Raw genomic sequence first — 20,497 nt, forward strand, 5'->3', positions numbered from 1 at the left:
CTCAGCGCGGGGCCCGGGTCGACCTCGCGCACTCGCGCTGCAGCGCCCGCAGGTGAGCGGCGAAGACCGCGGCGTCCATGTGCCGTTCGGCGCTGTAGAGCAGGCGCGGACCAGTGATGGGGGCCGTGGGGGCGCCGGCTCGCTGCACCGCCTCGGCCTCGACATGGTGCAGGCCCGCGTCGTGGTCGGTGCGCACGCTGACGCGGCTGTCCAGCAGTGGCACCTCGAAGGACGCCTGCACGTGCTCGCCGCGGCGCTGCACCGTGCTGAAGGCGCAGGGGTCGGTGAGCGTGTAGCGCCAGGCCGCCCCCGCCGCGTCCTCACTGCCCAGCGTGTTGAGTTCGCGCAGCCGTTCACCGGCGCTTTGCGGCGGAGGCGGACCGAACGCGTCTTCACCCTCGGGGTAGCCGTCCTGGCAACCCATGGCCAGGGCCAGGGTGAACAGCTGCACCGCGGCCCAGGCGGCGCTGACGCTGCGGTCCCGGCCTCGGCGCGCCGATGCCATGCTCATTCCTCGGCAGCGGTCAGCGAGACCGGCGTCTCGTCCGGTGTCCGCCTCGCGAGCACCTTGTCGATGCGCTTGTTGTCCATGTCGACGATCTCGAACGTCCAGTCCTGCCAGTGCACCACGTCGCCGGTCTGCGGCAGCTTGCCCTGCAACAGCATGAGCATGCCGCTGAGCGTGTTGTAGCGGCCGCGCTGCTCCTCGGGCAGCTGGTCCAGTCCCAGGCGCTCCTTCAGCTCGTGGTTGGGGATCAGGCCGTCGACCAGCCAGGACCCGTCCTCGCGCTGCACGGCCCAGGCGTCCTCGGCGCGGTGCGGCTTGAACTCGCCGGTGATGGCTTCCAGCACGTCCTGCAGGGTCACCAGGCCCTGCACCTCGCCGTATTCGTCGATCACCAGCGCGAAATGGGTGTTGGTCGAGCGGAAGTTGTCGAGCAGTTCCATGCCGGTGAGGGTCTCGGGCACATACACCGCCGGCTGCATGTCCAGCGTCAGCCGGGGCTGTTCGCCGCGCAGGGTCTGGGCCAGCAGCTGACGGGCGTTGGCGAAACCGAGCACGCGGGCCAGTCCGCCCTCGCAGACCGGGTAGCGGCTGTGCTCGGCCGCTTCGAGCTTGCGCAGGCTCAGCTCGAGGGGTTCCTCGACATCAAGGTACTCGATCGCCGAGCGCGGCACCATCAGCGCGGTGATATGGCGCTCGTCGAGCTGGAACACATTGCGCACCATCTGGTGCTCGTGGTGCTCGATGACACCGGCATGCGAGCCTTCGGCCAGCATCGCACGGATGTCCTCCTCGGTCACCGGATGGGACGGCTGGTCGCGGATGCGCAGCAGTTTCATCAGCAGTTGCACCGAGCCCGCGAGCAGCCGCACGAAAGGCCGGGCCAGCGTTGCCAGCCCCAGCATGGGCCCGGCCACCCGGCGGGCAATGGGCTCCGGATTGAGCTGCCCGATGCGCTTGGGCAGCAGCTCGCCCAGCACGATGGAGAAATAGGTGATCAGCACCACCGCCAAGGCCGTGGCGGCCACTTCGCTGGTCTCGGCCGCGATGCCCCAGGCCTGCTGCAGCCAGCGCGCCAGCGGCCCGGCCAGCGCGGACTCGCCGACGATGCCGTTGAGCACGCCGATCGAGGTGATGCCGATCTGCACCGTGGACAGGAAGCGGGTCGGGTCCTCGCCCAGCTCGAGCGCCGCGGCGGCCGCGCCGTCGCCCTCGTCCACCAGGCGTTGCAGGCGTGACTTGCGCGAGGTCACCAACGCTATTTCGGACATGGCGAAAACGCCGTTGAGCAGGATCAAGCCAAAAAGCAAGGCGATTTCCATGAGGGGCAGCGCCGGCCGGCGGCGTGGTTGGGGGGGCAACCCCGAGCACCAGCAGGCGCGGTGCCGGGGGGCGATGGCCGGGGGTCAGCGCGGCACGCCGTGCTCCCACACCGACCAGCGTGCGACGATGTCGCGCACCAGCGCGCCACCGACCTTGGCGAGGTTGCGGGTGGCGGGCATGAAACCACCGGTGCTGCCCTCGGTCGACGCCATCAGCGACGCATAGGCATTCTGGCCCGGATGCGGCCGGTCGAAATTGGAGCCGGTGCGCAGCACCGCCAGGCGCTTGAGGTCCACTTTGCCGGCCGCCGCGGCGCGCGCCAGCGCGTTGTAGGTCGCATTGTCTTCCTGCTGGGTGGTGCAGTAGGTGGCCTGGCCATCGCTGAGCAGCCGGGTCCAGTCGCGCGCGTGCTGGCCGAGCCGGTGGCCGTGCCACCAGGTGTCGCCGCCCAGCGTGTCGCACTGGGTCACGCGCGGCGGCTGGTTGGCCGGCGGGAAGGGGTAACGCTTGCGGTAGGCGCGCGCGGCATCGCTGTCTTCCAGGGCCACATCGCGGCTGAGGGCCAGCGCCTTCTGCAGCAGCGCCTCGTCGAGCTGGAAGGCTTCGGTCCGGTAGTCGAACTTCGGTTTTTCGCCCGGCCCCTTGGTCATGATGCCGAAGTAGCCGCTGCGCCAATGGCGCGGCATCTCACGCGCATCGATCTCGTGCGCGATGCCGACGTCGACCAGCCAGCGCGCCCAGGCGGCGGTGCCCAGCGTGCCGCGCGCGGGGTCGATGCCGGCGATGCCTGCGATCAGGAAATAGGTCTTGCGCAGGTCGAACCGCGGGTCGAGCGTGACCGCCAGCGTGGACGCCGCCGCATTGGCGTGGCCCATTCCGGTGGTGAGCAGGCAGACGTCGTCGGTGTTGCAGCGCAACTCCGGCGCGTCCTGCGAGAGGCCGGGCACGCGGATCTTCTCGGTCAGCACGAAGGGATCGATCCAGGGCGCGGCCTCGGGCTCGAACATCGAGATGATGAGGACCTTGAGCGGACGCGGCGTGTCGGTGGCCTGGGCGGCGGCCCCGGCGGCCAGCAGGACGGCCGCCAGCAGGCGGCCGAGGGTTCTTGTACCGAGCTTCATCTTGACTCAACTCCTTGGAAGCCGTGCCGCCCCCTCGGCGGCAGCATGCAGCCGCAGCGTAGCGAGGGGCAGGGCGGCCGGCCGTGTCAAGATGTCTGCAGGGGCCGTCGCTTCAACGCCGGGGGAGCGGCGCCTCCGGCTCGGGGTGGGGCATCTGCGGCAGCTCCTCGTCCGGCGCCATCTCGGGCGGGATCGGATCTTCCTCGGGTTGCCCGGGCAAGACCCTGGGCGAGACCGGTTCGTGTTTTGGCGTGGGGGTGGCGTGGCTGAGCTTCATGGGCAACTCCTGCGCGGGGTGCCGGCGGCCGCTGCGGCCGGCCCTCGCCTTCCCGGAAAGGGAGCAATGCGGATGCCATGCGTGGCTGCGGCGCTTCAAGGTGTGCACTATTGCACCCGCCATGCGGCGGATGAAGACCTCAGGGTTATTTCCAGGGGCCGGGACGGGTCGGCCATTTAAGTTCCGCGCGCAGGCCGCCGCCTTGTACAGGCAGAGGGGATGACAGTTGCTCCCCCTGCTGTTCAAACCCAACCGGAGTTCCACCATGCTCAGCCTGCACACCAACGCCGCTGCCCTGTCCACCAAGTCCGCCCTCAGCAACACACAAGGCGCGCTGACCACCTCGATGACCCGCCTGGGCACCGGCTTCCGCATCAACTCGGCGATGGACGACGCCGCCGGCCTGCAGATCGCCACCCGCCTGAACGGCCAGACCCGCGGCATGGCCGTGGCGATGCGCAACACGCAGAACGGCATCTCGATGCTGCAGACCGCCGAAGGCGCCTTCAGCGAGATCACCAACATCCTGCTGCGCATGAAGGACCTGGCCACCGAAAGCGCCAACGGTTCGACCACCGCCGCCGACAAGACCGCCATGCAAGCCGAGTTCGACGCGCTGGGCCTGGAAGTCGCCAACATCATGAACAACACCACCTTCGGCGGTGAATCGGTGATGAAGAGCGGCACCGGCAAGCTGACCGCCGCCGTGAACTTCCAGATCGGCTCGGCCTCGGCCGAAACGATGACGGTGGACGTGACCACGGGCCTGGCCGACCTCGAGACCGCCTTCGCGGGCGTCAGCGCGAACTACACGGCTGCCGCGACCGGCGCCGAGCTGACGGGCGGCGGCGCCAACGCCATGATCGGCACCATCGCCACTGCGCTGGACAAGGTCGGCACCGTGCGCTCGGCTCTGGGTGCCGCGGCCAACCGCCTGAACCACGTCCACAACAACCTGTCCAACATGAGCACCAACGCCGAAGCCGCGCGTGGCCGCATCGTGGACGTCGACTACGCGACCGAAACCGCCAACATGACCTCCAAGCAGATGCTGCTGCAGGCCAGCACCTCGATGCTGAAGCAGAGCAACAGCATGTCGCAGCTGGTCCTGTCGCTGATGCAGTAATCGTCGACAACGCAGCGGGCGCCTGGCGGCGCCTGTCGCGCTGGACGCCAGCAAAAAAACAGGCCGGGCGCTTTGGTGCCCGGCCTGTTTCTTTTTGGAGTCCGGGACATCGAGGCGTCCCGGGCTCGCCTGCCCGACGGCTTACTGCGCGTTGCTGCCGCCGACGTCCAGGAAGATCGCCGAGACCGGGCCCTTCTGGCCCGAGGCGTCGCGTGCCTGCACATAGACAATGTGCCGGCCATTGCTCAGGCCGTTGCTGGACAGCGTGCCGCGCACCGCTTCGGTCTTCTCGTCGTAGCGGCCGTCAGCCGCCTGCAACGGCACGGCGACCGCGCCCGCCGCCCAAGGCGGCGTGTCGATGTAGGCATCGGCGCCGGCGATGTTCTGCGTCGGCTCGGTGCCGTTGCTGTTGTTGAAGCGCAGGTCGCTGACGCTGGCCGCCAGTTGCACCGATGCGCCTGGCGCAACACGCTTGGCGAAACGCTCGCCGTCCAGCGTCAGTTCGTCGGCGTCGGGCCCGGAGGGCAGGACGTAGGGCGCGCGCACCACCTTGGCCGCGTACACCAGGGCCTTGAAGTTGTCAGGCCGGATGGTGCCGTTGTAGTCGGCGCAGCTCTGGAAGAAGCTGGTGCCGAGCTCGAAGGTGAAGGCCGCGACGCCCAGCTCCCCATAGCTGGGGCCGTCGCTGGTGCCGTCGGTCGGGTAGAGACCGATGGACTGCTGCGGGGTGTAGCCGTTGAACCAGGCGAAACGCCGGCCCAGGGTCTGCAGGTCGCTCGCGTTGCCCGAGGGTGTGTCGGTGGTGCCCCAGGGCCACAGCACCAGCTCGCTGTAGCTGTGGATGTCGAGGTGGATGCCGCTGGTGTCGCGCGGTGCCGCGTCGCCCAAGTTGGGCCCGCGGCGGTCCGGCCACAAGGCGCGGATGTAACGCTCGATGGCCTGCACCTCCGGCTCGGAGCCCGGGCCGCTGCCGCGGTAGGTCTCGTCGCACTGGTTGCCGCTGGAGCCTTCGCCGCCGGTGCTGTTCCAGCTGAAGCTGAAGTTGCGGTTCAGGTCGGCGCCCCGGCGGTTGCTGCGCGGGCCGCAATAGGCCGTGTTGGTGTTCTTGCGCCAGAGCACGCCGCCTTCGGCTTTCTTGCGTCCGTCGGGGTTGGCGTGCAGCAGGATGTGCACCTCGTTGTGGTCCAGGATCCAGGTGGCGTCGGCGTGGCGGCCGTAGTATTCAACCAGCCAGCGCGCGAAATAGGTCGCCAGCGGCGCCGTGGTGTACTCGCGGGCGTGGATCGCGGCGTTGATGAACAGCTTGGGCTTGCTGCCGGTCACGCGGGTGTTGGTCAGCTTCAGCACGCGCATGTCGTAGCCGCCGATCCCCTTGGTCTTCTCCCAGGAGTCGCCGATGTCGACCCAGCTGGCCAGCCGAGGCTGGCTGGTGACCAGCCGGTCGCCGATCGCGAAGGTTTCCTCGACGGTGGGATAGCAGGCGAAGCCCGGGATGGCCGCGATGCCGACGTCGCCGGCGGCATCCGCGGCGATGCCGCTCTTGCGCTGCGCCGCGGCGGCCTCGATGGCCCGCACGAACTCGTCGCGTTTGGCGACGTAGTCCGGCGCGTGCTCGATGCGGAAGCCGAAACGCTGCAGCTTGGCGATGTCGGCGCCGTCGAGTTCCAGTACCAGGAAGCCGCCGTTGTAGTTGGCTTCGAGCAGCTGGGCGTGGAAGCTGATGGCGGCCTTGCGTGCGGTGGCGCGGTCCGGGAACCAGGCCTTGTAGATCTCGACCCGCTGCTGTTCCTGCTGGCGCAGCTGGCGCATGGTTTCCCGGCCATGATCGTGGCCCTGAGCGGCCAGCGTCGGCGCTGCCGCCATCGCGGCCAAGCCGGCCGCAGCCAGCGTTCCGCAGAGTCGGGTGCGGCTGAACTTGTTCATGTTGTCCCCTTCAGGTTGATGCCCGGCCGCCCGGCGAAGGTGTCAAGGGGCGGCAGGCCCCGCTTTGTGAACGGGGCCCTGACCAGGCACAGGCATTCTCGAAGGTGAGACAGGGAATCGGGGGATCGGCCCCGAATGTCATCGGTGGATACAGATCAGGAACGAGGGTAAGCGTATGCTGCCGCGCCCTCGACGAAAGCTGTGTGGAGTTTCGGCCGACGCAGTCGCGGTGTCCCTTGATGGGACTGGGGGCGCCGGCACGAAAAGGCCGATCGGCGAGACCGGGGGTCTGTCACCGGCAGCATGGGAGTGGCGCAGGAGTGTTACCTGTGTCGTCGACTGCAACGAGCACCGAGGGGACACCGCCGCCGGAACAAGGGCTTCGGGACGATCCGGAGGATTTTTATCCGAGCGTGCCGACGATGCTGATCTCGCGCCGCTCCGGGATCTCGTTGTAGGACAGCACGTTCATACCCGGCGCGAACAGCCTGGCATAACGCGCCAGCAGGGGCCGGATCTGCGGCATCACCAGTAGCAGCGGCGGCAGCGACTGCTGTTTCATCTGCTCGGCGGCCGCCGGCATGTTGAGCTGCAGCTGCGACAGCAGCTGCGGGTCCACCGGGTAGTTGTCGAGCGCCACCTTGCCGGCCTGGCGGGCCTGGTTCAGCGAGCCGAGCAGCATGTTCTCCAGCTCGGCGCTCAGGCTGAACACCTTCAGCTCCGGTGAACGGCCGCACAGTTGCGCAACGATCTCGCGCCGCAAGGTGCAGCGCACTTCGGCCGCCAGCAGGATCGGGTCCTTGGTCGTCTCGGCGCTGTCCAGCAGCGTGGTCGCGATCGGCACGATGTCCTTCAGCGGCACGTTCTCCGCCAGCAGCGCGCGGAACACCTTCAGCAGCTGGCTGTGGTTGAGCACCTTCTCCAGCGCGGCGGCCAGCTTCGGCGCCAGCGCCGCCAGGCGCTCCAGCAGCGCCGGCACGTCCTCGTGGCCCAGCAGCTCGGGCAGGTGCTCGCGGATCAGCTTGGACAAGTGGGTGGCGATCACGCTCTGCGGCTCCACCACCTGGTACCCCAGCCCCAGCGCATGCGCCTTGTCCTCCGGCGTGATCCAGGTTACCGGCAGGCCGTAGGCCGGCTCGATCCCCGGAATGCCGTCCAGCTGGCCCCACACCTGCGGCGAGGGCAGGGCCATCAGGCGGTCGGCATGCACCTCGGCCTCGGCCACGATGTTGCCGCTCAACAGCACCGCATACTGCGAGGGCTTCAAGGTCAGGTCGTCGCGCAGGCCGATCGGCGGCAGCAGCAGGCCCAGCGATTCGCTCATCGTCTGGCGCAGGCCCTGCACCCGCTTGCTCAGCGGCGCACCCTGCGCCGGGTCGATCAGGCCCACCAGCTTGTAGCCCACCGTCAACGAGATCGGCTCCACCACCGGCAGGCTTTTCCAGTCCAGCTCGGGCGCACGCTCGGTCAGCACGGCCGCCTGCACCGCCGCCACGTCCTCGGCGGCCGGCCGCACCGCCCGCTGGCTCATGCGCCAGCCGACAAAGGCCAGCACCGCCGCGAAACACAGGAAGGTCAGCCAGGGCATGCCCGGGATCGCTGCCAGCGCCACCATCAGGCCGGCCGCGCTGTAGAGCACGCTCGGCGAGGCGAGCAGCTGCGACGAGACCTGCTGCTCGAAGTCGCCCGAATCGCTGACGCGCGTCACGATCACCGCCGCCGCGGCCGACAGCAGCAGCGCCGGGATCTGCGCCACCAGGCCGTCGCCGATGGTCAGCAGCGCGTACTGGCGGAAGGCGTCGGCGAAGGACAGGTCGTGCATCAGCGCGCCGATCGCCACGCCGCCGACCATGTTGATCACCAGGATCAGGATGCCGGCGATCGCGTCGCCGCGCACGAACTTCGAGGCGCCGTCCATCGCGCCGTAGAAGTCGGCCTCGGTCGCCACCTCGCGGCGCCGCGCCTGCGCCTTCTCCTGGTTGATCAGCCCGGCGTTCAGGTCGGCGTCGATCGCCATCTGCTTGCCGGGCAGCGCGTCCAGCGTGAAGCGTGCCGAGACCTCGGAGATGCGCTCCGCGCCCTTGGTGACCACCACGAAGTTGATGATCATCAGGATGATGAACACCACCAGGCCGACGACGAAGTTGCCGCCGATCACGACATTGCCGAAGGCCTCCACCACCTGGCCGGCCACGTGGGTGCCCTCGTGGCCCTTGAGCAGCACCACCCGGGTGGACGCGACGTTGAGGAACAGCCGCATCAGGGTGGTCGCGAGGATCACCGTCGGGAAGATCGAGAAGTCCAGCGGCCGGCGGCTGCTCACCGCGACCAGGATGACGATCAGCGACAGCACGATGTTGAACGTGAACAGCACGTCCAGCATCACGCCCGGCAGCGGCAGGATCACCATGCCGAGCATCGCGAACAGGAACAGCGGGATCGCGAAACGGTGGCGGCGCAACTCCGCCACCGCCTGGGTCAGGTAGTTCATGTCGGTCTGGCCTTCAGGTCAGATGGGTCGGAACATCGAGTTCGGCGCTGCTCAGGAGGCGCGGCTCGGCCTTGCGCTTGCCGCCGCGGAACGCCTGCAGCTGCAGCACATAACCCAGCACATGCGCCACCGCCTTGTAGAGCGAGGCCGGGATCTGCTGGTGCACCTGGCTGGTGTTGTAGATCGCGCGTGCCAGCGGCGGCAGGCTCACCACCTCGACCCGGTGCTCGGCCGCCACGGCACGGATGTAGAGCGCCATCTCGTCCACGCCCTTGGCGACCACGAAGGGCGCCTGCGCGCGGCCTTCGTCGTATTTCAGTGCGACCGCGTAGTGCTCGGGGTTGACGATCACCACGTCGGCCGTCGGCACGGTCTTGCGCACGCTGCGCCGCGCGATCTGCTGCTGCAGCTGGCGGATGCGCTGGCGCACCTCGGGCCGGCCTTCGCTGGTCTTGTGCTCTTCCTTGATCTCGCGCTTGCTCATGCGCTGGCTCTGCATGAAAAAGAAGCGCTGCAGCGGCAGGTCCAGCAGGGCGAAACCGAGGAACACGACACACAGGGCCATCACGCCGTCGAGCGCCAGGTCCAGCGCGTGCGCGAGCGCCTGCGGCAACGGCATCGAAGGGGCACGCAGGTGTTCGCCCAGCGTCGACAGCGACACGTGATACAGCACCGCGCCCAGCAGACCGGCCTTCAGCAGCGAGACGGCGAAATCGCTCCAGTGCTTGCCGCCGGCCAGCCGGCCGAGGTTTTTCATCGGGCTCAGGCGCTCCATCTTGAAGCCGATGCTTGCGGTGCTGAACACCCAGCCGCCGGGAAAGAGCGAAGCCGCCACCAGGGTCGCCGGCACCGCCAGCAGCGGCAGCACCATCTTGACGAGCAGCAGCAGGGTGGTCGAGAAGGCGGTGGACCAGGCGTTGTCCAGCGCACCGTCGCCGCCCACGTGGGCGAAGCCGTGCGCGAACAGCAGCCGGAAGTCGTCCAGCCAGCCGGGCAGCATCAGCACCGTGAGCTTGAGCGCGATGAGGATGCCCACCACCGTCGGCAGGTCGCGCGAGCGCGCCACCTGGCCCTGCTCGCGCGACTTGCGCAGCTTCTGCGGTGAGGGCTTTTCGGTCTTGTCGTCGCTGCCCGGCTCAGCCATGCGGCCCTCCGACCTGCAGACTCTGGTGCAGCATCTGCAGCACCCGCTCGCTCATCCGCACATAGTGTTCGGGGATGAAACGCACCATTTGCGACAGCACGAACAGGCCGAACAGGGTGACCACCGAGAAACCGAGCGAAAACAGGTTGAGCGAGGGCGCGATGCGGTTGAGGAAACCGAAACCCAGCTGCACCACGCCGGTCGAGAAGATCACCGGCAGCGCCAGCAGCAGCGCGGCCGAGAACACCCAGGCGACATTCAGCGCCAGCCCCTGCAGGGTCGCCAGGGGGATGCCGGCGTTGCCGACCGGCCAGGCCTTGAAGCTCGATCCGAGTACGCCGGTCAGCACCAGGTGGCCGTCGATCGCGAAAAACACCAGGATGCTCAACATGTAAAGCAGGCTGGACACCACGTCCGAGGAGCTGCCGTTCATCGGGTCGTTCATCAGCGCCATCGACAGGCCCATCTGCGAGGACACCATGTAGCCGAGCACCGTCACCACCGCCATCGTCAGATGGAAGGCCAGCCCGAGGCCGAAGCCGATCAGGGCCTGCTCGATGGTCGCGGCCACGCCGCGCAGCGAAAAGGCGTCGATCGCCACTGCCGGCTGCGCCGCCGGCAGCAGCACCACGGCCAGCACCAGTGCCAGCAGCACGCGCGGCGCCGGCGGCACCATCGCTTCGCCGACCACCGGCGCGGCCGACAGCATCGCGAGCGTGCGGCAGAAGGGCCACCACAACGCGCTCAGCAGCGCCACCAGCTGGCTGAACATCAGCTCCATCGCGTTTATCCGACCAGACCCGCGGCCCGCTGGAAGATCGAGACGCAGAAATCCATCAGCCAGCTGGCCATCCAGCCGCCGGCCAGGGTGATCACGAGCAGCGTGACCAGCAGGCGCGGCAGGAAACTCAGGGTCTGCTCGTTGATCTGGGTGGCGGCCTGGAACAGGCTCACCACCAGGCCCACCACCAGGCCCGGCAGCGCCAGCACGGCCACCAGCACCATCACGATGTGCAGGCTCTCGCTGACGAGGTCGACGGCGACTTCAGGCGTCAGCATGTCAATACGCCTGGATGCTCGTGACGAGCGTGTTGACCGTCAGCGTCCAGCCGTCCACCAGCACGAACAGCAGCAGCTTCAGCGGCAGCGAGATCACCAGCGGCGACAGCATCATCATGCCCATCGCCATCAGCACCGAGGACACCACCAGGTCGATCACCAGGAAGGGGATGAAGAGCATGCAGCCGATCTGGAAGGCGGTTTTCAGCTCGCTCAGCACGAAGGCCGCCAGCTTGACGGTGAAGGGGTGCTGCTCGGGCTTGGCGACCTTGGGCGCGTTGGCCAGCCCGGCCACCTGGGCGAGCGAGGCCTTGCTGGTCTGCGCCAGCATGAAACGCGACAGCGGCGCCTCGGCGATCTTCAAGGCCTGCATCAGGCCGATCTTGTCCTCGTCGTAGGGCACGAAAGCCTCGGTCCAGACCTGTTCGCCGACCGGCCGCATCACCAGCAGGGTCAGGATCAGCGCGATGCCGGTCACCAGCCGGTTGGGCAGGCCCTGCTGCAGACCGAGCGCCTGGCGCAGCAGCGACAGCACGATCACGAAGCGGGTGAAACTGGTCATCATCAGCATCAGCGCGGGCAGCAGCCCGAGCAGGGTCATGATGATGAGGACCTGCGTCTTCACCGTGAATTCTTGGGTGGTTCCGTCGCTGCCGGCGCGGCCGAGCAGCTCGATGGTGCCCGCCTGCGCGGCCTCCGGCAGCAGCGCCAAGGCCGCCACGGCGAGGCCCGCCGGCAGGAGCAGGCGGCCTTGCGTCATGGGTGCAGCCTCTCGCTTCGCGAGATCCCTCCGGGAGGGATGGAGCGCCCGCTTCGGAGCGGCCGTGCGGGGGCGCTCACGCCAGCGCTCCCAGGTCCAGCCCGCTGCTCAGCTCCACCACCTTGAGCGCGTAGTTCTCGCCCGAGACCACCACCTCGGCCCGGCCCACCTCGGTGCCGTTGACCTTGATCACCAGCGGTTCGCCGGCCAGGGTGTCGAGCTCGACCACGCTGTCGGTGCGGATGTCGGCCAGGTCCTGCAGCGACACGCGGGCGCTGCCGACCTCCAGGGTCAAGGTCACGGGGATCTTGCGCATCATGGCGCCCAGGTCGCGGCGCGGCGCGGCCGCCGGTGCGGGGGCCAGGTCGTCGGCGGGTGCGCTCGCGGCGTCGCCGAGCAGGGCATCGATGGCGGCGTGGTCACTCTGGTCCATGGGGTCTCTTTAAAACGGGGATCGGTCAGTCGACGTCGGAGAAGGCGGTCAGGCACAGCTTGCCCTGGTGCTCGGCCACGGTCGCGGTGAAAAGCTGCGTGTCGTCGACCAGCACTTCGGTGGGGCCGAGCCGCACCGGGATCAGGTCGCCCACACGCAGCGCCAGCAGCTCGCCCAGCGGCAGCTCTTTTTCGAGCAGGCGCGCGGTCAGGGTCAGGCGCAGCTGCTGGCTCAAGGGCCGGGCCGGCTCGCTGCGCTCGGTCGCGCGCGGCCGCGCCGGCGCCAGGCCGGCCAGCAGCCGGTCCATCCAGGCCGCGTCCAGCGTGAACCACAGCGAGGTGTCGATGTCCAGGGCCGGCTCCAGCACACGGGCCTGCAGGGTCCAGCCGGCCGTGCGCGGCACCTGCAGCCCGGCGCGCTGCAGCGCGGCAGGGCCAGGGGTGTCGGGGGCGTCTTCGGTGCAGCCGGCCTCGATGCGCCCGGCCAGCGCTTCGGCGAACTGCTGAGCCAGCTGCGCGGCCAGCCTTTCCTCGGTGGCCGTTTCCGGCACCGCGGCCGGCGTCGCGACCGGGGCGCCATAACGCCGGGCCAGCAGCGCCAGCAGCAGCGGCCGCTCGATCGCGCAGGCGATGCGGCCGGCGGCAGAGGTGAAGGCCATCCAGCGGCCCGCGTCGGCCGGGGCCAGGCGCTGCTGCAAGCTCACCTCGCCGATTTCGAAGGCGGTGCGCCAGCGGCGGTTCAGCCCGTCGCGCAACTGCTGGCCGAGGTCCTCGCGCCAGCGCCGGGTGAAACGGTCCAGCCGGTGCACCGGACGGCCGAGGGTGGACGGATCCAGCACCTGGCAGGGCGTCAGCGGGGACGTCGTGAGTTTCATGGCGTGTGGGCTTGGACTTCTGAAGCGGACAGCGGCCGCGGCCGCCGGCATATCGGCGGACCTGAAATATTCTTGAGTGGAGATTTAAGTTTTTCGCTCAGGTGGCCGCCTTATAAAAGCGGGCACCGGAGCGGCCTCGATACTCGTTCGACTCGATGAAACATCGGGTGTCGCGGCGGATTGTATGGACCCACTCCGGGCGGTCTTAAGGCATTTTCCTAACCCTGCGGCAGGGTCGGGGCGAGGTTTGAAAACGCTGCGGGTGAGCGTGCAAAAATACCGTCGGACCGCACGCCGACTCCGTTTTGGAGAATTCACGGAAGTCCGCCGGCTCGATTTTCAAAAGCCGGCCGCCCTTCGAGAACTGGTTCTCGGTTGGCGGGCTTGATAAGAATTTTCCGGTGTCCCCCGAGTGCATCTCCTTTAGGGCTCGCTGCCCGTGGGGACGCAATATCGCTGCCCGAATGCAGCCCCGGTTTTCGCGTCCCGCGAGCCGCCCGGCTGCGCCAGACCTGGGATCACGCGATATGAACCTCGAATTGGGCGCCTGGGCGCGCGCCGCCGCTGGCGGCGATGCCGGCCTGTCCGACTTCGCACTGCCGCAAGCCCCCCGGCCGGCCGCCATGGAAGGCGACGCCGCGACCGGCAGCAGCTTTATGGACAGCCTCAAGAACGCCGTCCAGAGCGTCGACGCGCAGGACCGCGCCGCCAGCGACAAGATGGCGGCGGTCGATGCCGGGCGCAGCGACGACCTGGTCGGTGCCATGCTGGCCAGCCAGGAAGCCAGCCTCTCCTTCTCCATGCTGACCCAGCTGCGCAACAAGGTCGTGGGCGCGATGGACGAGCTGATCAAGCTGCAGCTCTGAGGGCGACGCCGTGTTGAACTCCGTCAAGACCGGGCTGCAGAGGCTGGGTCCCCAGGTGGTGCGCGGCGGCTTGCCCGCCGCGCTCTTGAGCCGCCTGCTGCCGCTCGTGCTGCTGGCGATCGGCGTCACCGCGCTGGTGATGATGCTGGTGTGGCGCGATCAGTCGGCCTACAAGCCGGTGTTCGGCAGCCGCGAGAAGGTCGCGGTGGCCGACATGATGGCCGTGCTCGACGCCGAGCAGGTGTCCTACCGCGTCCACCCCGAGACCGGCCAGGTGCTGGTGCCGGAGGAGCAGCTGGGCCGCGTGCGCATGCTGCTGGCCGGCAAGGGTGTGGTCGCCAAGCTGCCCGCCGGCCTCGAGCTGATGGACCGCAACGACCCGCTGGGTGTCAGCCAGTTCGTGCAGGACGTGCGCTTCCGCCGCGGCCTGGAAGGCGAGCTCGCGCTCAGCATCATGTCGCTCGACGCGGTCGAGACCGCCCGCGTGCACCTGGCGATGGCCAAGTCCTCGTCCTTCGTGGTCAGCGACGGCGCCCCCAGCTCCGCCTCGGTGGTGCTGACGCTCAAGCCCGGGCGCAGCCTGGCGGCCGAGCAGATTGCCGCCGTCGTCAAGCTGGTCTCGGGCAGCGTCGCCGGGCTGGACGCCCAGCGCGTCAGCCTGGTCGACCAGGCCGGCAACCTGCTGTCCTCGCGCATCGACCTGAGCGACGGCTTCGACGGCAGCGCCCAGGGCGACGAGGCGGCGCGCCGCGCCAAGGAAGAGACGCTGCGCAACGTCGCGGCCCTGCTGGGCCCGATGCTGGGCGAGGCCAACTACAAGGCCAGCGTCACCGCGGTGGTCGACAACGACCGTGTCGAGGAGACGCTGGAGCGTTTCGGCGAGGCGCCCAAGGTCACCAACGAAGCGATGCGCGAGGAGCAGGACGTCGACCCGATGGCGCTCGGCGTGCCCGGCTCGCTGAGCAACCGCCCGGTGCCGGCCGGCCCGGCCGCCTCGGGCGCCGAGCCCGGCACCGCGCGCAAGAACGCCACCACCCGCCAGTACGCCTACGACCGCAGTGTCACCCGCATCAAGCGCAGCCGCGGCAAGCTGAGCAAGCTCAGCGTCGCGGTGGTGCTCAACAACGCCGCCGCGCCCGGCGGCAAGGGCCAGTGGAGCGCGGCCGAGGTCGCCGGCATCGAGCGCCTGCTGCGCACCGGCCTCGGCATGGACACCGAGCGCGGCGACCAGATCGCTGTCTCCGCGGTGGCTTTCCCGTCTGCCGCGGCCCTGCCGCAGGTGGCCTGGTGGGAGCAGCACGATCGCTGGCTGGACATCGGCTCCTGGCTGCTGACGCCGCTCGCCTTCCTGTTCGGCTACCTGCTGATCGCCCGCCCGCTGCTGCGCAGCCTGCAGCAGCGTTTGACGCCGCGGGCTGCAGCGATGGCGTCAGGCGCCAGCGCTGCGGCCCTGGGCGGCGAGACGCTCGCGAGCCACCCCGGCGTGATCCCGCTCGGCGGCCCGGCGGCCGCCGGCCCTGCCGCGGTGGCCACCGCCGCGATGGCCGCGCCCGGCATGCCGGTGGTGCCCTTGCTGGAGAACTACGACCTGCCGCCCGCCGGCTCCCCGGTGGACGTGATGGTGGATCACCTGAAGACCCTGGCCGCCAAGGAGCCCGAGCGTGTCGCCGAGGTCGTCAAGCAGTGGATGCAGAAACATGGCTGACCTGAACAAGCCCGCCGAAGCCGTTGCCGAGAACAGCGCTCCCAGCCGCATCGAGCAGGCCGCCATCGTGCTGCTGAGCATGGGCGAGGCGCCTGCCGCCGCCGTGCTGCGCTGCCTGTCGCGTGAGGAGCTGCTCGAAGTGACCCAGGTGATGTCGCGCCTGAGCGGCATCAAGGTCGACTCGGTGAAGACCGCGCTGCAGCGCTTTTTCGACGACTACCGCGAGCAGAGCGGCGTGCATGGCGCCTCGCGCGCCTACCTGAAACGCTCGCTCGACCTGGCGCTGGGCAGCGACGTCGCCAACAACGTGCTCAACAGCATCTACGGCGACGCGATCCGGCCCAAGATGGCGCGGCTGCAATGGGCTTCGCCCAAGTGGCTGGCCGAGCGCATCGCCAGCGAGCACGTCGGCATGCAGGCGGTGTTTGTCGCCTTCCTGCCGCCGGCGCTGGCCGGCGACGTGGTCGACGCGCTGCCCGCCGAGGGCCGCGACCTGGTGCTGCTGCAGGTGGCCCGGCTGGGCGACATCGACGCCGAGCTGCTCGGCGAGCTCGATGCGCTGGTGGACCGCTGCCTGGAAGGCCTGGGCCTGCAGAGCGCCAGCGTCGAAGGGGTCAAGCAGGCCGCCGAGATCCTCAACCGGCTGCAGGGCAACCGCCAGCAGATGGTGGAGCTGCTGCGCGCGCACGACCCCCAGGTGGTCTCGCAGATCGAGGTCAGCATGTATGACTTCTTCCTGCTGTCGCGCCAGAACGATACGGTGCTGACCCGCATCATCGAGGAGGTGCCGCTGGAGCAGTGGGCCATGGCGCTCAAGGGCGCCGAGCCGGCCATCCGCGACGCCGTGCTGCGCTCGATGCCGCGTCGCCAGGCGCAGGCCTTCGAGGACACCATGCGGCGTGCCGGCCCGGTGCCGCTCAGCCGCGTCGAGCAGGCGCGCCAGGAAATCATGACCCAGGTCAAGGCGCTGGCCGACGCCGGCGAGATCGAGGTCCAGCTGTTCGCCGAGGCGGTGGTCGAATGACACAGCAGCACCGGCCGCATCGCTTCCCGCCGCTGTCGCAGCTCGGCGCCGGCGGCGTGCTGCCGCCCGGCGCGGGCGTGCACGCGCAGGCCTCGCTGGCCGAAGCCTTTCAGCAGGGGCTGGACCGGGGCTGGCGCGAGGGCTACGAGGGCGGCCAGCAGCGCGGCCTGGAAGAAGGCCATGCCGAGGGCCGCGCCGCGGGCCTGGCGGCCGGCCGCGAGGAAGCCTTGGCGGAAGCCCGGGCCGGCTTCGAGACCCTGGCCCGCCCGCTCGACAGCCTGTTGTCCCAGCTGCAGCAGCTGCAGCACGACTACCAGACCGCGATGCGCAAGGAAGTGGTCGAACTGGTGGCCCGCGTGGCGCGCCAGGTGATCCGTTGCGAGCTGGCACTGCAGCCGGTGCAACTGCTGTCGCTGGTCGACGAGACCCTGGCCACCATGCCGCCCGTCAGAGAAGGCGTGGAGGTCTACCTGAATCCCGAAGAGGCCCAGCGCATCGCCGAGCTCGACCCCGAGCGCGCGCGCCGCTGGACCTTGATCCCCGACCCGCGGCTGGAGGCCGGCGAATGCCGCGTCAAGGCCGACGGCCGGGAGGCCGATGCCGGCTGCCGCCAGCGACTGGCGGCCAGCATGGACCAGATCGCCGCCCAGCTGCTGCCGGGCACCGCTGCCGGGGAGGCCGCATGATCGCCGACCTGCTGCGCCGGCTCGAACTGGAGGAGGTCCCGGTCGCCACACCCACCGGCCGGCTGGTGGGTGCCTCCGGCTTGCTGCTGGAGTGTGTCGGCTGCCCGCTGCAGACCGGCCAGCGCTGCCGCATCGAGACTGCCTCGGGCGAGTGGCTGGAGGCGCAGGCGGTGGGTTTCCGCAACGAGCTGTCCTTCCTGATGCCCTTCAAGAAACCGGTCGGGCTGGTGACGGGCGCGCGCGTGCTGCCCCTGCCGGACAAGACCACGCTGTCGATCGGCCCGTCCTGGCTGGGACGGGTCGTCAACGGCCTGGGCGAGCCGCTCGACGGGCTGGGCCCGCTGGGCGGCGAGCACCCGCTGCCGGCCCAGCCGCCCAAGGTGCACCCGCTGCGCAAGCGCCCGGTGCACGAAACCCTGGACGTCGGCGTGCGCGCCATCAACGGACTGCTGACCCTGGGCAAGGGCCAGCGGGTCGGCTTGTTCGCCGGCAGCGGCGTTGGCAAAAGCGTGCTGCTCGGGCTGATCACGCGCCAGACCGTCGCCGACGTGGTGGTCGTCGGCCTGATCGGCGAGCGCAGCCGCGAGGTGCGCGAGTTCATCGAGATGTCGCTCGGTCCCGAGGGACTGAAGCGCGCCGTGGTGGTGATCGCGCCGGCGGACGAATCGCCGCTGATGCGCCTGATGGCCACCGAGCTGTGCCATGCCATCGCCGCGCACTACCGCGACCAGGGCCAGGACGTGCTGCTGCTGGTCGATTCACTGACCCGCTACGCCATGGCGCGGCGCGAGGTCGCGCTGGCGCTGGGCGAGCCGCCGGCGACCAAGGGGTATCCGCCGTCGGTGTTCAGCCTGCTGCCGCAGCTGGTCGAGAGCGCCGGCAACGGCGAGCACGAGCGCGGCAGCATGAGCGCGATCTACACCGTGCTGGCCGAGGGCGACGACCAGCAGGACCCGGTGGTCGATACCGCCCGCGCCATCCTCGACGGCCACATCGTGCTGACGCGCGAGCTGGCCGAGCGCGGCCACTACCCGGCCATCGACATCGCCGCCTCGGTGAGTCGCTGCATGGCCCAGGTGGTGCCCGAGCCCCACCTGCGCGCAGCGCGCCAGCTCAAGGAGCTGGCGTCCCGCCACGCCCAGGTGCGCGACCTGATCCCGCTCGGCGCCTACGTGCCCGGCGCCGACCCGCACACCGACCGCGCGGTGAGCCTGTTCCCGCGCATCGAGGCCTTCCTGCGCCAGGGCACGCGCGAAGGTGCCCCCCTGGGCGAGACCCGGGCCCAGCTCGAAGGACTGATGAAATGAGCGTGTCCAGCCTGAGCCGCCTGGTGGACCTGCGCGAGCGCGAGGTCGACCGCCTGAGCGCCGAAGTGGCCGCCAAACACGCAGTGAGCGAGCGCTATCGTCGCAACCTGGAGCGCATGGACGCGCTATGCCAGGGCAGCGGCGCCACCGCCGTGCTGCCGCCGGCGCTGTCGCTCAACTGCGGCAACTACAAGCAGGCGGTGATCGGCATGAGCCAGCTGCACCGCCAGGACCTGGCGCTGCACGAGGCCGACATGGCGGTAACGCAGCGCGCGCTCACTGCCGCGGCGCGCAAGCATGAGGTGTTTTCGCAGTTGCTGGTGCGCCGCCAGGACGAGCAGCGCCGCGTCGTCGAGCGCGAGGAGCAGAAGCGCCAGGACGAAATGGCCACCCAGGTGTGGTGGAGGTCCCAGCGGTGAGCGCTACCCGGCTTCAGCGGCGGGCGGGGACGGTCGCCTTATGCGGTGGAGAACACCCTTCGAGGAGCCCCGCATGACCCAGATCGACCCCGTCTCGATGGCGACCCAGCTCGCCACCGCCTACACCCAAGGCACGCGCACCCAGCTGAACACGCAGACCCAGCGCGCCGAGGAAACCTCCAGCGCCCTGAGCAAGCTGCAGTCGGCGCTGCGCGCCTTCGAGAGCGCGGCTGCCGCGATGTCGGCGAAGAAAGGCATGCTGCAGTTCGGCGCCAGCCTGAGCGTCAACGGCATCGGCAGCGCCAGCGCGACCAGCACGGCCCAGCCCGGCACCCAGAGCCTGTGGGTCGAGCAGGTCGCCACCGCGCACCAGATTTCGTATGCCAATGTGCCGGCCGTCCCGGTCGCCCAGGGCGGCACGCTGTCGCTGCAAGTCGGCTCGGGCACGGCCTTCAGCGTGGACCTGAGCAGCGCCGACTCGGATGCCGACGGCACCCTGAGCCAGGCCGAAACCGCGCGGGCCATCAACCTCGCGCCGAACAACCAGGGCCAGGTCTCCGCCATGATCGTCACGGTCGGCGCCCAGACGCAGCTGGTGCTGACCTCGGCACAGACCGGCGCGGGCAGCACGGTGACCCTGGATGTCACGGGCCTGCCGGCCGGTGCGCTGAAAGACTCGCTGTCCGCCGGCCCCACCACCCTGGCCCAGGCGCGCGACGCGATCGTCTGGCTGGGCGCCAAGGACACCGGCGTCAAGCTGCAGCAGGCCTCCAATACCTTCACCGCGATCCAGGGCGTGAGCATGACCTTCACGCGCGCCTCGGCGGTCGGCGACGCGCCGCTGACCTTGAGCGTCAGCCGCGACGCGGCCGGCACCGCCGACAACGTGCGCGCCTTCGTCGACGCCTTCAACACGCTCAAGACCACGCTGGACGAGCTGACCCGACCGGCCAAGGTCGACGACGGCAAGGCCGCGGCCGTGTTCGCCTCGGACTCCGGGGTGCGCTCGCTGCGCAACAAGCTCAACGACCTGATCCGCCAGGACTGGGGCGGCGTGCGGCTGATGGAGTTCGGTGTGGCGATGGACCGCCACGGCGCGCTCTCGCTCGACACCGCCAAGCTCGACAAGGCGGTGGCCGCCCGTCCCGACGCGCTCAACCAGCTGTTCGGCAGCACCAGCCTGAGCGCGCGTTCGGGCCTGCTCGCCGCGCTGGACACCGAGGTCGACCGCTGGGCCGACAGCTCGGGCGGGCAGATCAAGCGCCGCCAGGACTCACTGGCGACGGTGCAGAAAAACGTGCGCGCCCGCCAGACCCGGCTCGATGACCAGTACGAGCAGGCCTACAACCGCTACCTGAAACAGTTCTCGCAGCTGCAGACCCTGATGTCCCAGATGGACCAGACCAGCAGCATGTTCTCCACCACGACCTGAGAGCGGGCGCGGCCCGGCCGCG

At 69.6% G+C, this 20,497-nt stretch carries 20 protein-coding genes; 8 read left to right on the plus strand and 12 right to left on the minus strand.

All coding sequences use genetic code 11. From position 1 onward, the window contains the following. Nucleotide 1: 1 nt before the first annotated feature. The 4 genes from OOT46_RS01365 to OOT46_RS01380 form a co-directional block, all read right to left on the minus strand. Complete coding sequence (locus tag OOT46_RS01365; RefSeq protein ID WP_265401780.1) at nucleotides 2-505, minus strand: hypothetical protein; 504 nt, start codon at nucleotides 503-505, stop codon at nucleotides 2-4. A gap of 2 nt (nucleotides 506-507) precedes the next feature. Beyond that, nucleotides 508-1,827, minus strand: coding sequence for a hemolysin family protein (locus tag OOT46_RS01370; RefSeq protein WP_265401781.1), 1,320 nt, complete (start codon nucleotides 1,825-1,827; stop codon nucleotides 508-510). Between the two features lie 84 nt (nucleotides 1,828-1,911). Next, on the minus strand, nucleotides 1,912-2,949 hold the full coding sequence (locus tag OOT46_RS01375) for a purine-nucleoside phosphorylase (protein WP_265401782.1): 1,038 nt from the start codon (nucleotides 2,947-2,949) through the stop codon (nucleotides 1,912-1,914). 112 nt (nucleotides 2,950-3,061) lie between these two features. Then, nucleotides 3,062-3,226, minus strand: a complete 165-nt coding sequence (locus tag OOT46_RS01380) for a hypothetical protein (protein WP_265401783.1) — start codon at nucleotides 3,224-3,226, stop codon at nucleotides 3,062-3,064. Between the two features lie 265 nt (nucleotides 3,227-3,491). On the opposite strand from OOT46_RS01380, the gene OOT46_RS01385 reads away from it, so the two are divergent. Further along, nucleotides 3,492-4,352 (plus strand): flagellin, encoded by an 861-nt coding sequence (locus tag OOT46_RS01385; protein ID WP_265401784.1) that lies wholly within the window; start codon nucleotides 3,492-3,494, stop codon nucleotides 4,350-4,352. A 141-nt stretch (nucleotides 4,353-4,493) separates the two neighbouring features. On the opposite strand, the gene OOT46_RS01390 is transcribed toward OOT46_RS01385, so the two are convergent. The 8 genes from OOT46_RS01390 to OOT46_RS01425 form a co-directional block, all read right to left on the minus strand. Next, the gene (locus OOT46_RS01390) at nucleotides 4,494-6,275 is read right to left on the minus strand and encodes a M14 family metallopeptidase (RefSeq protein WP_265401785.1); all 1,782 of its coding nucleotides are present in this window, start codon (nucleotides 6,273-6,275) and stop codon (nucleotides 4,494-4,496) included. 403 nt (nucleotides 6,276-6,678) lie between these two features. Continuing rightward, nucleotides 6,679-8,766, minus strand: a complete 2,088-nt coding sequence (gene flhA, locus OOT46_RS01395; RefSeq protein WP_265401786.1) for a flagellar biosynthesis protein FlhA — start codon at nucleotides 8,764-8,766, stop codon at nucleotides 6,679-6,681. A gap of 13 nt (nucleotides 8,767-8,779) precedes the next feature. Continuing rightward, on the minus strand, nucleotides 8,780-9,910 hold the full coding sequence (locus tag OOT46_RS01400; RefSeq protein WP_265401787.1) for an EscU/YscU/HrcU family type III secretion system export apparatus switch protein: 1,131 nt from the start codon (nucleotides 9,908-9,910) through the stop codon (nucleotides 8,780-8,782). Continuing rightward, nucleotides 9,903-10,691, minus strand: coding sequence for a flagellar biosynthetic protein FliR (gene fliR / locus OOT46_RS01405; RefSeq protein WP_265401788.1), 789 nt, complete (start codon nucleotides 10,689-10,691; stop codon nucleotides 9,903-9,905). Before fliR ends, OOT46_RS01400 begins: the two co-directional genes overlap by 8 nt. 5 nt (nucleotides 10,692-10,696) lie before the next feature. Next, nucleotides 10,697-10,969 (minus strand): flagellar biosynthesis protein FliQ, encoded by a 273-nt coding sequence (gene fliQ / locus OOT46_RS01410; protein ID WP_322114217.1) that lies wholly within the window; start codon nucleotides 10,967-10,969, stop codon nucleotides 10,697-10,699. Between the two features lies 1 nt (nucleotide 10,970). Then, complete coding sequence (fliP, locus tag OOT46_RS01415; protein WP_265401789.1) at nucleotides 10,971-11,729, minus strand: flagellar type III secretion system pore protein FliP; 759 nt, start codon at nucleotides 11,727-11,729, stop codon at nucleotides 10,971-10,973. A gap of 76 nt (nucleotides 11,730-11,805) precedes the next feature. Further along, nucleotides 11,806-12,162, minus strand: coding sequence for a FliM/FliN family flagellar motor switch protein (locus OOT46_RS01420; RefSeq protein ID WP_265401790.1), 357 nt, complete (start codon nucleotides 12,160-12,162; stop codon nucleotides 11,806-11,808). 25 nt (nucleotides 12,163-12,187) lie between these two features. After that, on the minus strand, nucleotides 12,188-13,036 hold the full coding sequence (locus OOT46_RS01425; protein ID WP_265401791.1) for a FliM/FliN family flagellar motor C-terminal domain-containing protein: 849 nt from the start codon (nucleotides 13,034-13,036) through the stop codon (nucleotides 12,188-12,190). 527 nt (nucleotides 13,037-13,563) lie between these two features. Here OOT46_RS01425 and OOT46_RS01430 point away from each other — a divergent pair. The 7 genes from OOT46_RS01430 (at nucleotide 13,564) to fliD (ending at nucleotide 20,475) form a co-directional block, all read left to right on the plus strand. Then, a complete protein-coding gene (locus OOT46_RS01430; RefSeq protein ID WP_265401792.1) occupies nucleotides 13,564-13,902 on the plus strand; it encodes a flagellar hook-basal body complex protein FliE in 339 nt (112 codons plus the stop codon). Between the two features lie 10 nt (nucleotides 13,903-13,912). After that, nucleotides 13,913-15,607, plus strand: coding sequence for a flagellar basal-body MS-ring/collar protein FliF (gene fliF, locus OOT46_RS01435; protein ID WP_265401793.1), 1,695 nt, complete (start codon nucleotides 13,913-13,915; stop codon nucleotides 15,605-15,607). After that, entirely contained in the window at nucleotides 15,600-16,631 is a 1,032-nt protein-coding gene (locus OOT46_RS01440; RefSeq protein WP_265401794.1) for a flagellar motor switch protein FliG, read from the plus strand. The genes fliF and OOT46_RS01440 overlap by 8 nt, the downstream gene beginning before the upstream one ends. After that, complete coding sequence (gene fliH, locus OOT46_RS01445; RefSeq protein ID WP_265401795.1) at nucleotides 16,628-17,317, plus strand: flagellar assembly protein FliH; 690 nt, start codon at nucleotides 16,628-16,630, stop codon at nucleotides 17,315-17,317. The genes OOT46_RS01440 and fliH overlap by 4 nt, the downstream gene beginning before the upstream one ends. Then, nucleotides 17,314-18,624, plus strand: a complete 1,311-nt coding sequence (fliI, locus tag OOT46_RS01450) for a flagellar protein export ATPase FliI (RefSeq protein WP_265401796.1) — start codon at nucleotides 17,314-17,316, stop codon at nucleotides 18,622-18,624. The genes fliH and fliI overlap by 4 nt, the downstream gene beginning before the upstream one ends. Further along, a complete protein-coding gene (gene fliJ / locus OOT46_RS01455; RefSeq protein ID WP_265401797.1) occupies nucleotides 18,621-19,043 on the plus strand; it encodes a flagellar export protein FliJ in 423 nt (140 codons plus the stop codon). The genes fliI and fliJ overlap by 4 nt, the downstream gene beginning before the upstream one ends. A 73-nt stretch (nucleotides 19,044-19,116) precedes the next feature. Beyond that, nucleotides 19,117-20,475: a flagellar filament capping protein FliD gene (gene fliD, locus OOT46_RS01460; RefSeq protein WP_265401798.1), complete on the plus strand. Its 1,359-nt coding sequence runs from the start codon at nucleotides 19,117-19,119 to the stop codon at nucleotides 20,473-20,475. The last annotated feature ends 22 nt before the right edge of the window (nucleotides 20,476-20,497 follow it).

Source organism: Aquabacterium sp. A7-Y (assembly GCF_026153205.1).
Taxonomy (GTDB): domain Bacteria; phylum Pseudomonadota; class Gammaproteobacteria; order Burkholderiales; family Burkholderiaceae_C; genus Caldimonas.

Bases quoted from the DNA above. Each gene is read 5' to 3' on its own strand.
- OOT46_RS01365 (WP_265401780.1), bottom strand. From the start codon at position 505: ATGGCATCGGCGCGCCGAGGCCGGGACCGCAGCGTCAGCGCCGCCTGG.
- OOT46_RS01370 (WP_265401781.1), bottom strand. From the start codon at position 1,827: ATGGAAATCGCCTTGCTTTTTGGCTTGATCCTGCTCAACGGCGTTTTC.
- OOT46_RS01375 (WP_265401782.1), bottom strand. From the start codon at position 2,949: ATGAAGCTCGGTACAAGAACCCTCGGCCGCCTGCTGGCGGCCGTCCTG.
- OOT46_RS01380 (WP_265401783.1), bottom strand. From the start codon at position 3,226: ATGAAGCTCAGCCACGCCACCCCCACGCCAAAACACGAACCGGTCTCG.
- OOT46_RS01385 (WP_265401784.1), top strand. From the start codon at position 3,492: ATGCTCAGCCTGCACACCAACGCCGCTGCCCTGTCCACCAAGTCCGCC.
- OOT46_RS01390 (WP_265401785.1), bottom strand. From the start codon at position 6,275: ATGAACAAGTTCAGCCGCACCCGACTCTGCGGAACGCTGGCTGCGGCC.
- flhA (WP_265401786.1), bottom strand. From the start codon at position 8,766: ATGAACTACCTGACCCAGGCGGTGGCGGAGTTGCGCCGCCACCGTTTC.
- OOT46_RS01400 (WP_265401787.1), bottom strand. From the start codon at position 9,910: ATGGCTGAGCCGGGCAGCGACGACAAGACCGAAAAGCCCTCACCGCAG.
- fliR (WP_265401788.1), bottom strand. From the start codon at position 10,691: ATGGAGCTGATGTTCAGCCAGCTGGTGGCGCTGCTGAGCGCGTTGTGG.
- fliQ (WP_322114217.1), bottom strand. From the start codon at position 10,969: ATGCTGACGCCTGAAGTCGCCGTCGACCTCGTCAGCGAGAGCCTGCAC.
- fliP (WP_265401789.1), bottom strand. From the start codon at position 11,729: ATGACGCAAGGCCGCCTGCTCCTGCCGGCGGGCCTCGCCGTGGCGGCC.
- OOT46_RS01420 (WP_265401790.1), bottom strand. From the start codon at position 12,162: ATGGACCAGAGTGACCACGCCGCCATCGATGCCCTGCTCGGCGACGCC.
- OOT46_RS01425 (WP_265401791.1), bottom strand. From the start codon at position 13,036: ATGAAACTCACGACGTCCCCGCTGACGCCCTGCCAGGTGCTGGATCCG.
- OOT46_RS01430 (WP_265401792.1), top strand. From the start codon at position 13,564: ATGAACCTCGAATTGGGCGCCTGGGCGCGCGCCGCCGCTGGCGGCGAT.
- OOT46_RS01440 (WP_265401794.1), top strand. From the start codon at position 15,600: ATGGCTGACCTGAACAAGCCCGCCGAAGCCGTTGCCGAGAACAGCGCT.
- fliH (WP_265401795.1), top strand. From the start codon at position 16,628: ATGACACAGCAGCACCGGCCGCATCGCTTCCCGCCGCTGTCGCAGCTC.
- fliI (WP_265401796.1), top strand. From the start codon at position 17,314: ATGATCGCCGACCTGCTGCGCCGGCTCGAACTGGAGGAGGTCCCGGTC.
- fliJ (WP_265401797.1), top strand. From the start codon at position 18,621: ATGAGCGTGTCCAGCCTGAGCCGCCTGGTGGACCTGCGCGAGCGCGAG.
- fliD (WP_265401798.1), top strand. From the start codon at position 19,117: ATGACCCAGATCGACCCCGTCTCGATGGCGACCCAGCTCGCCACCGCC.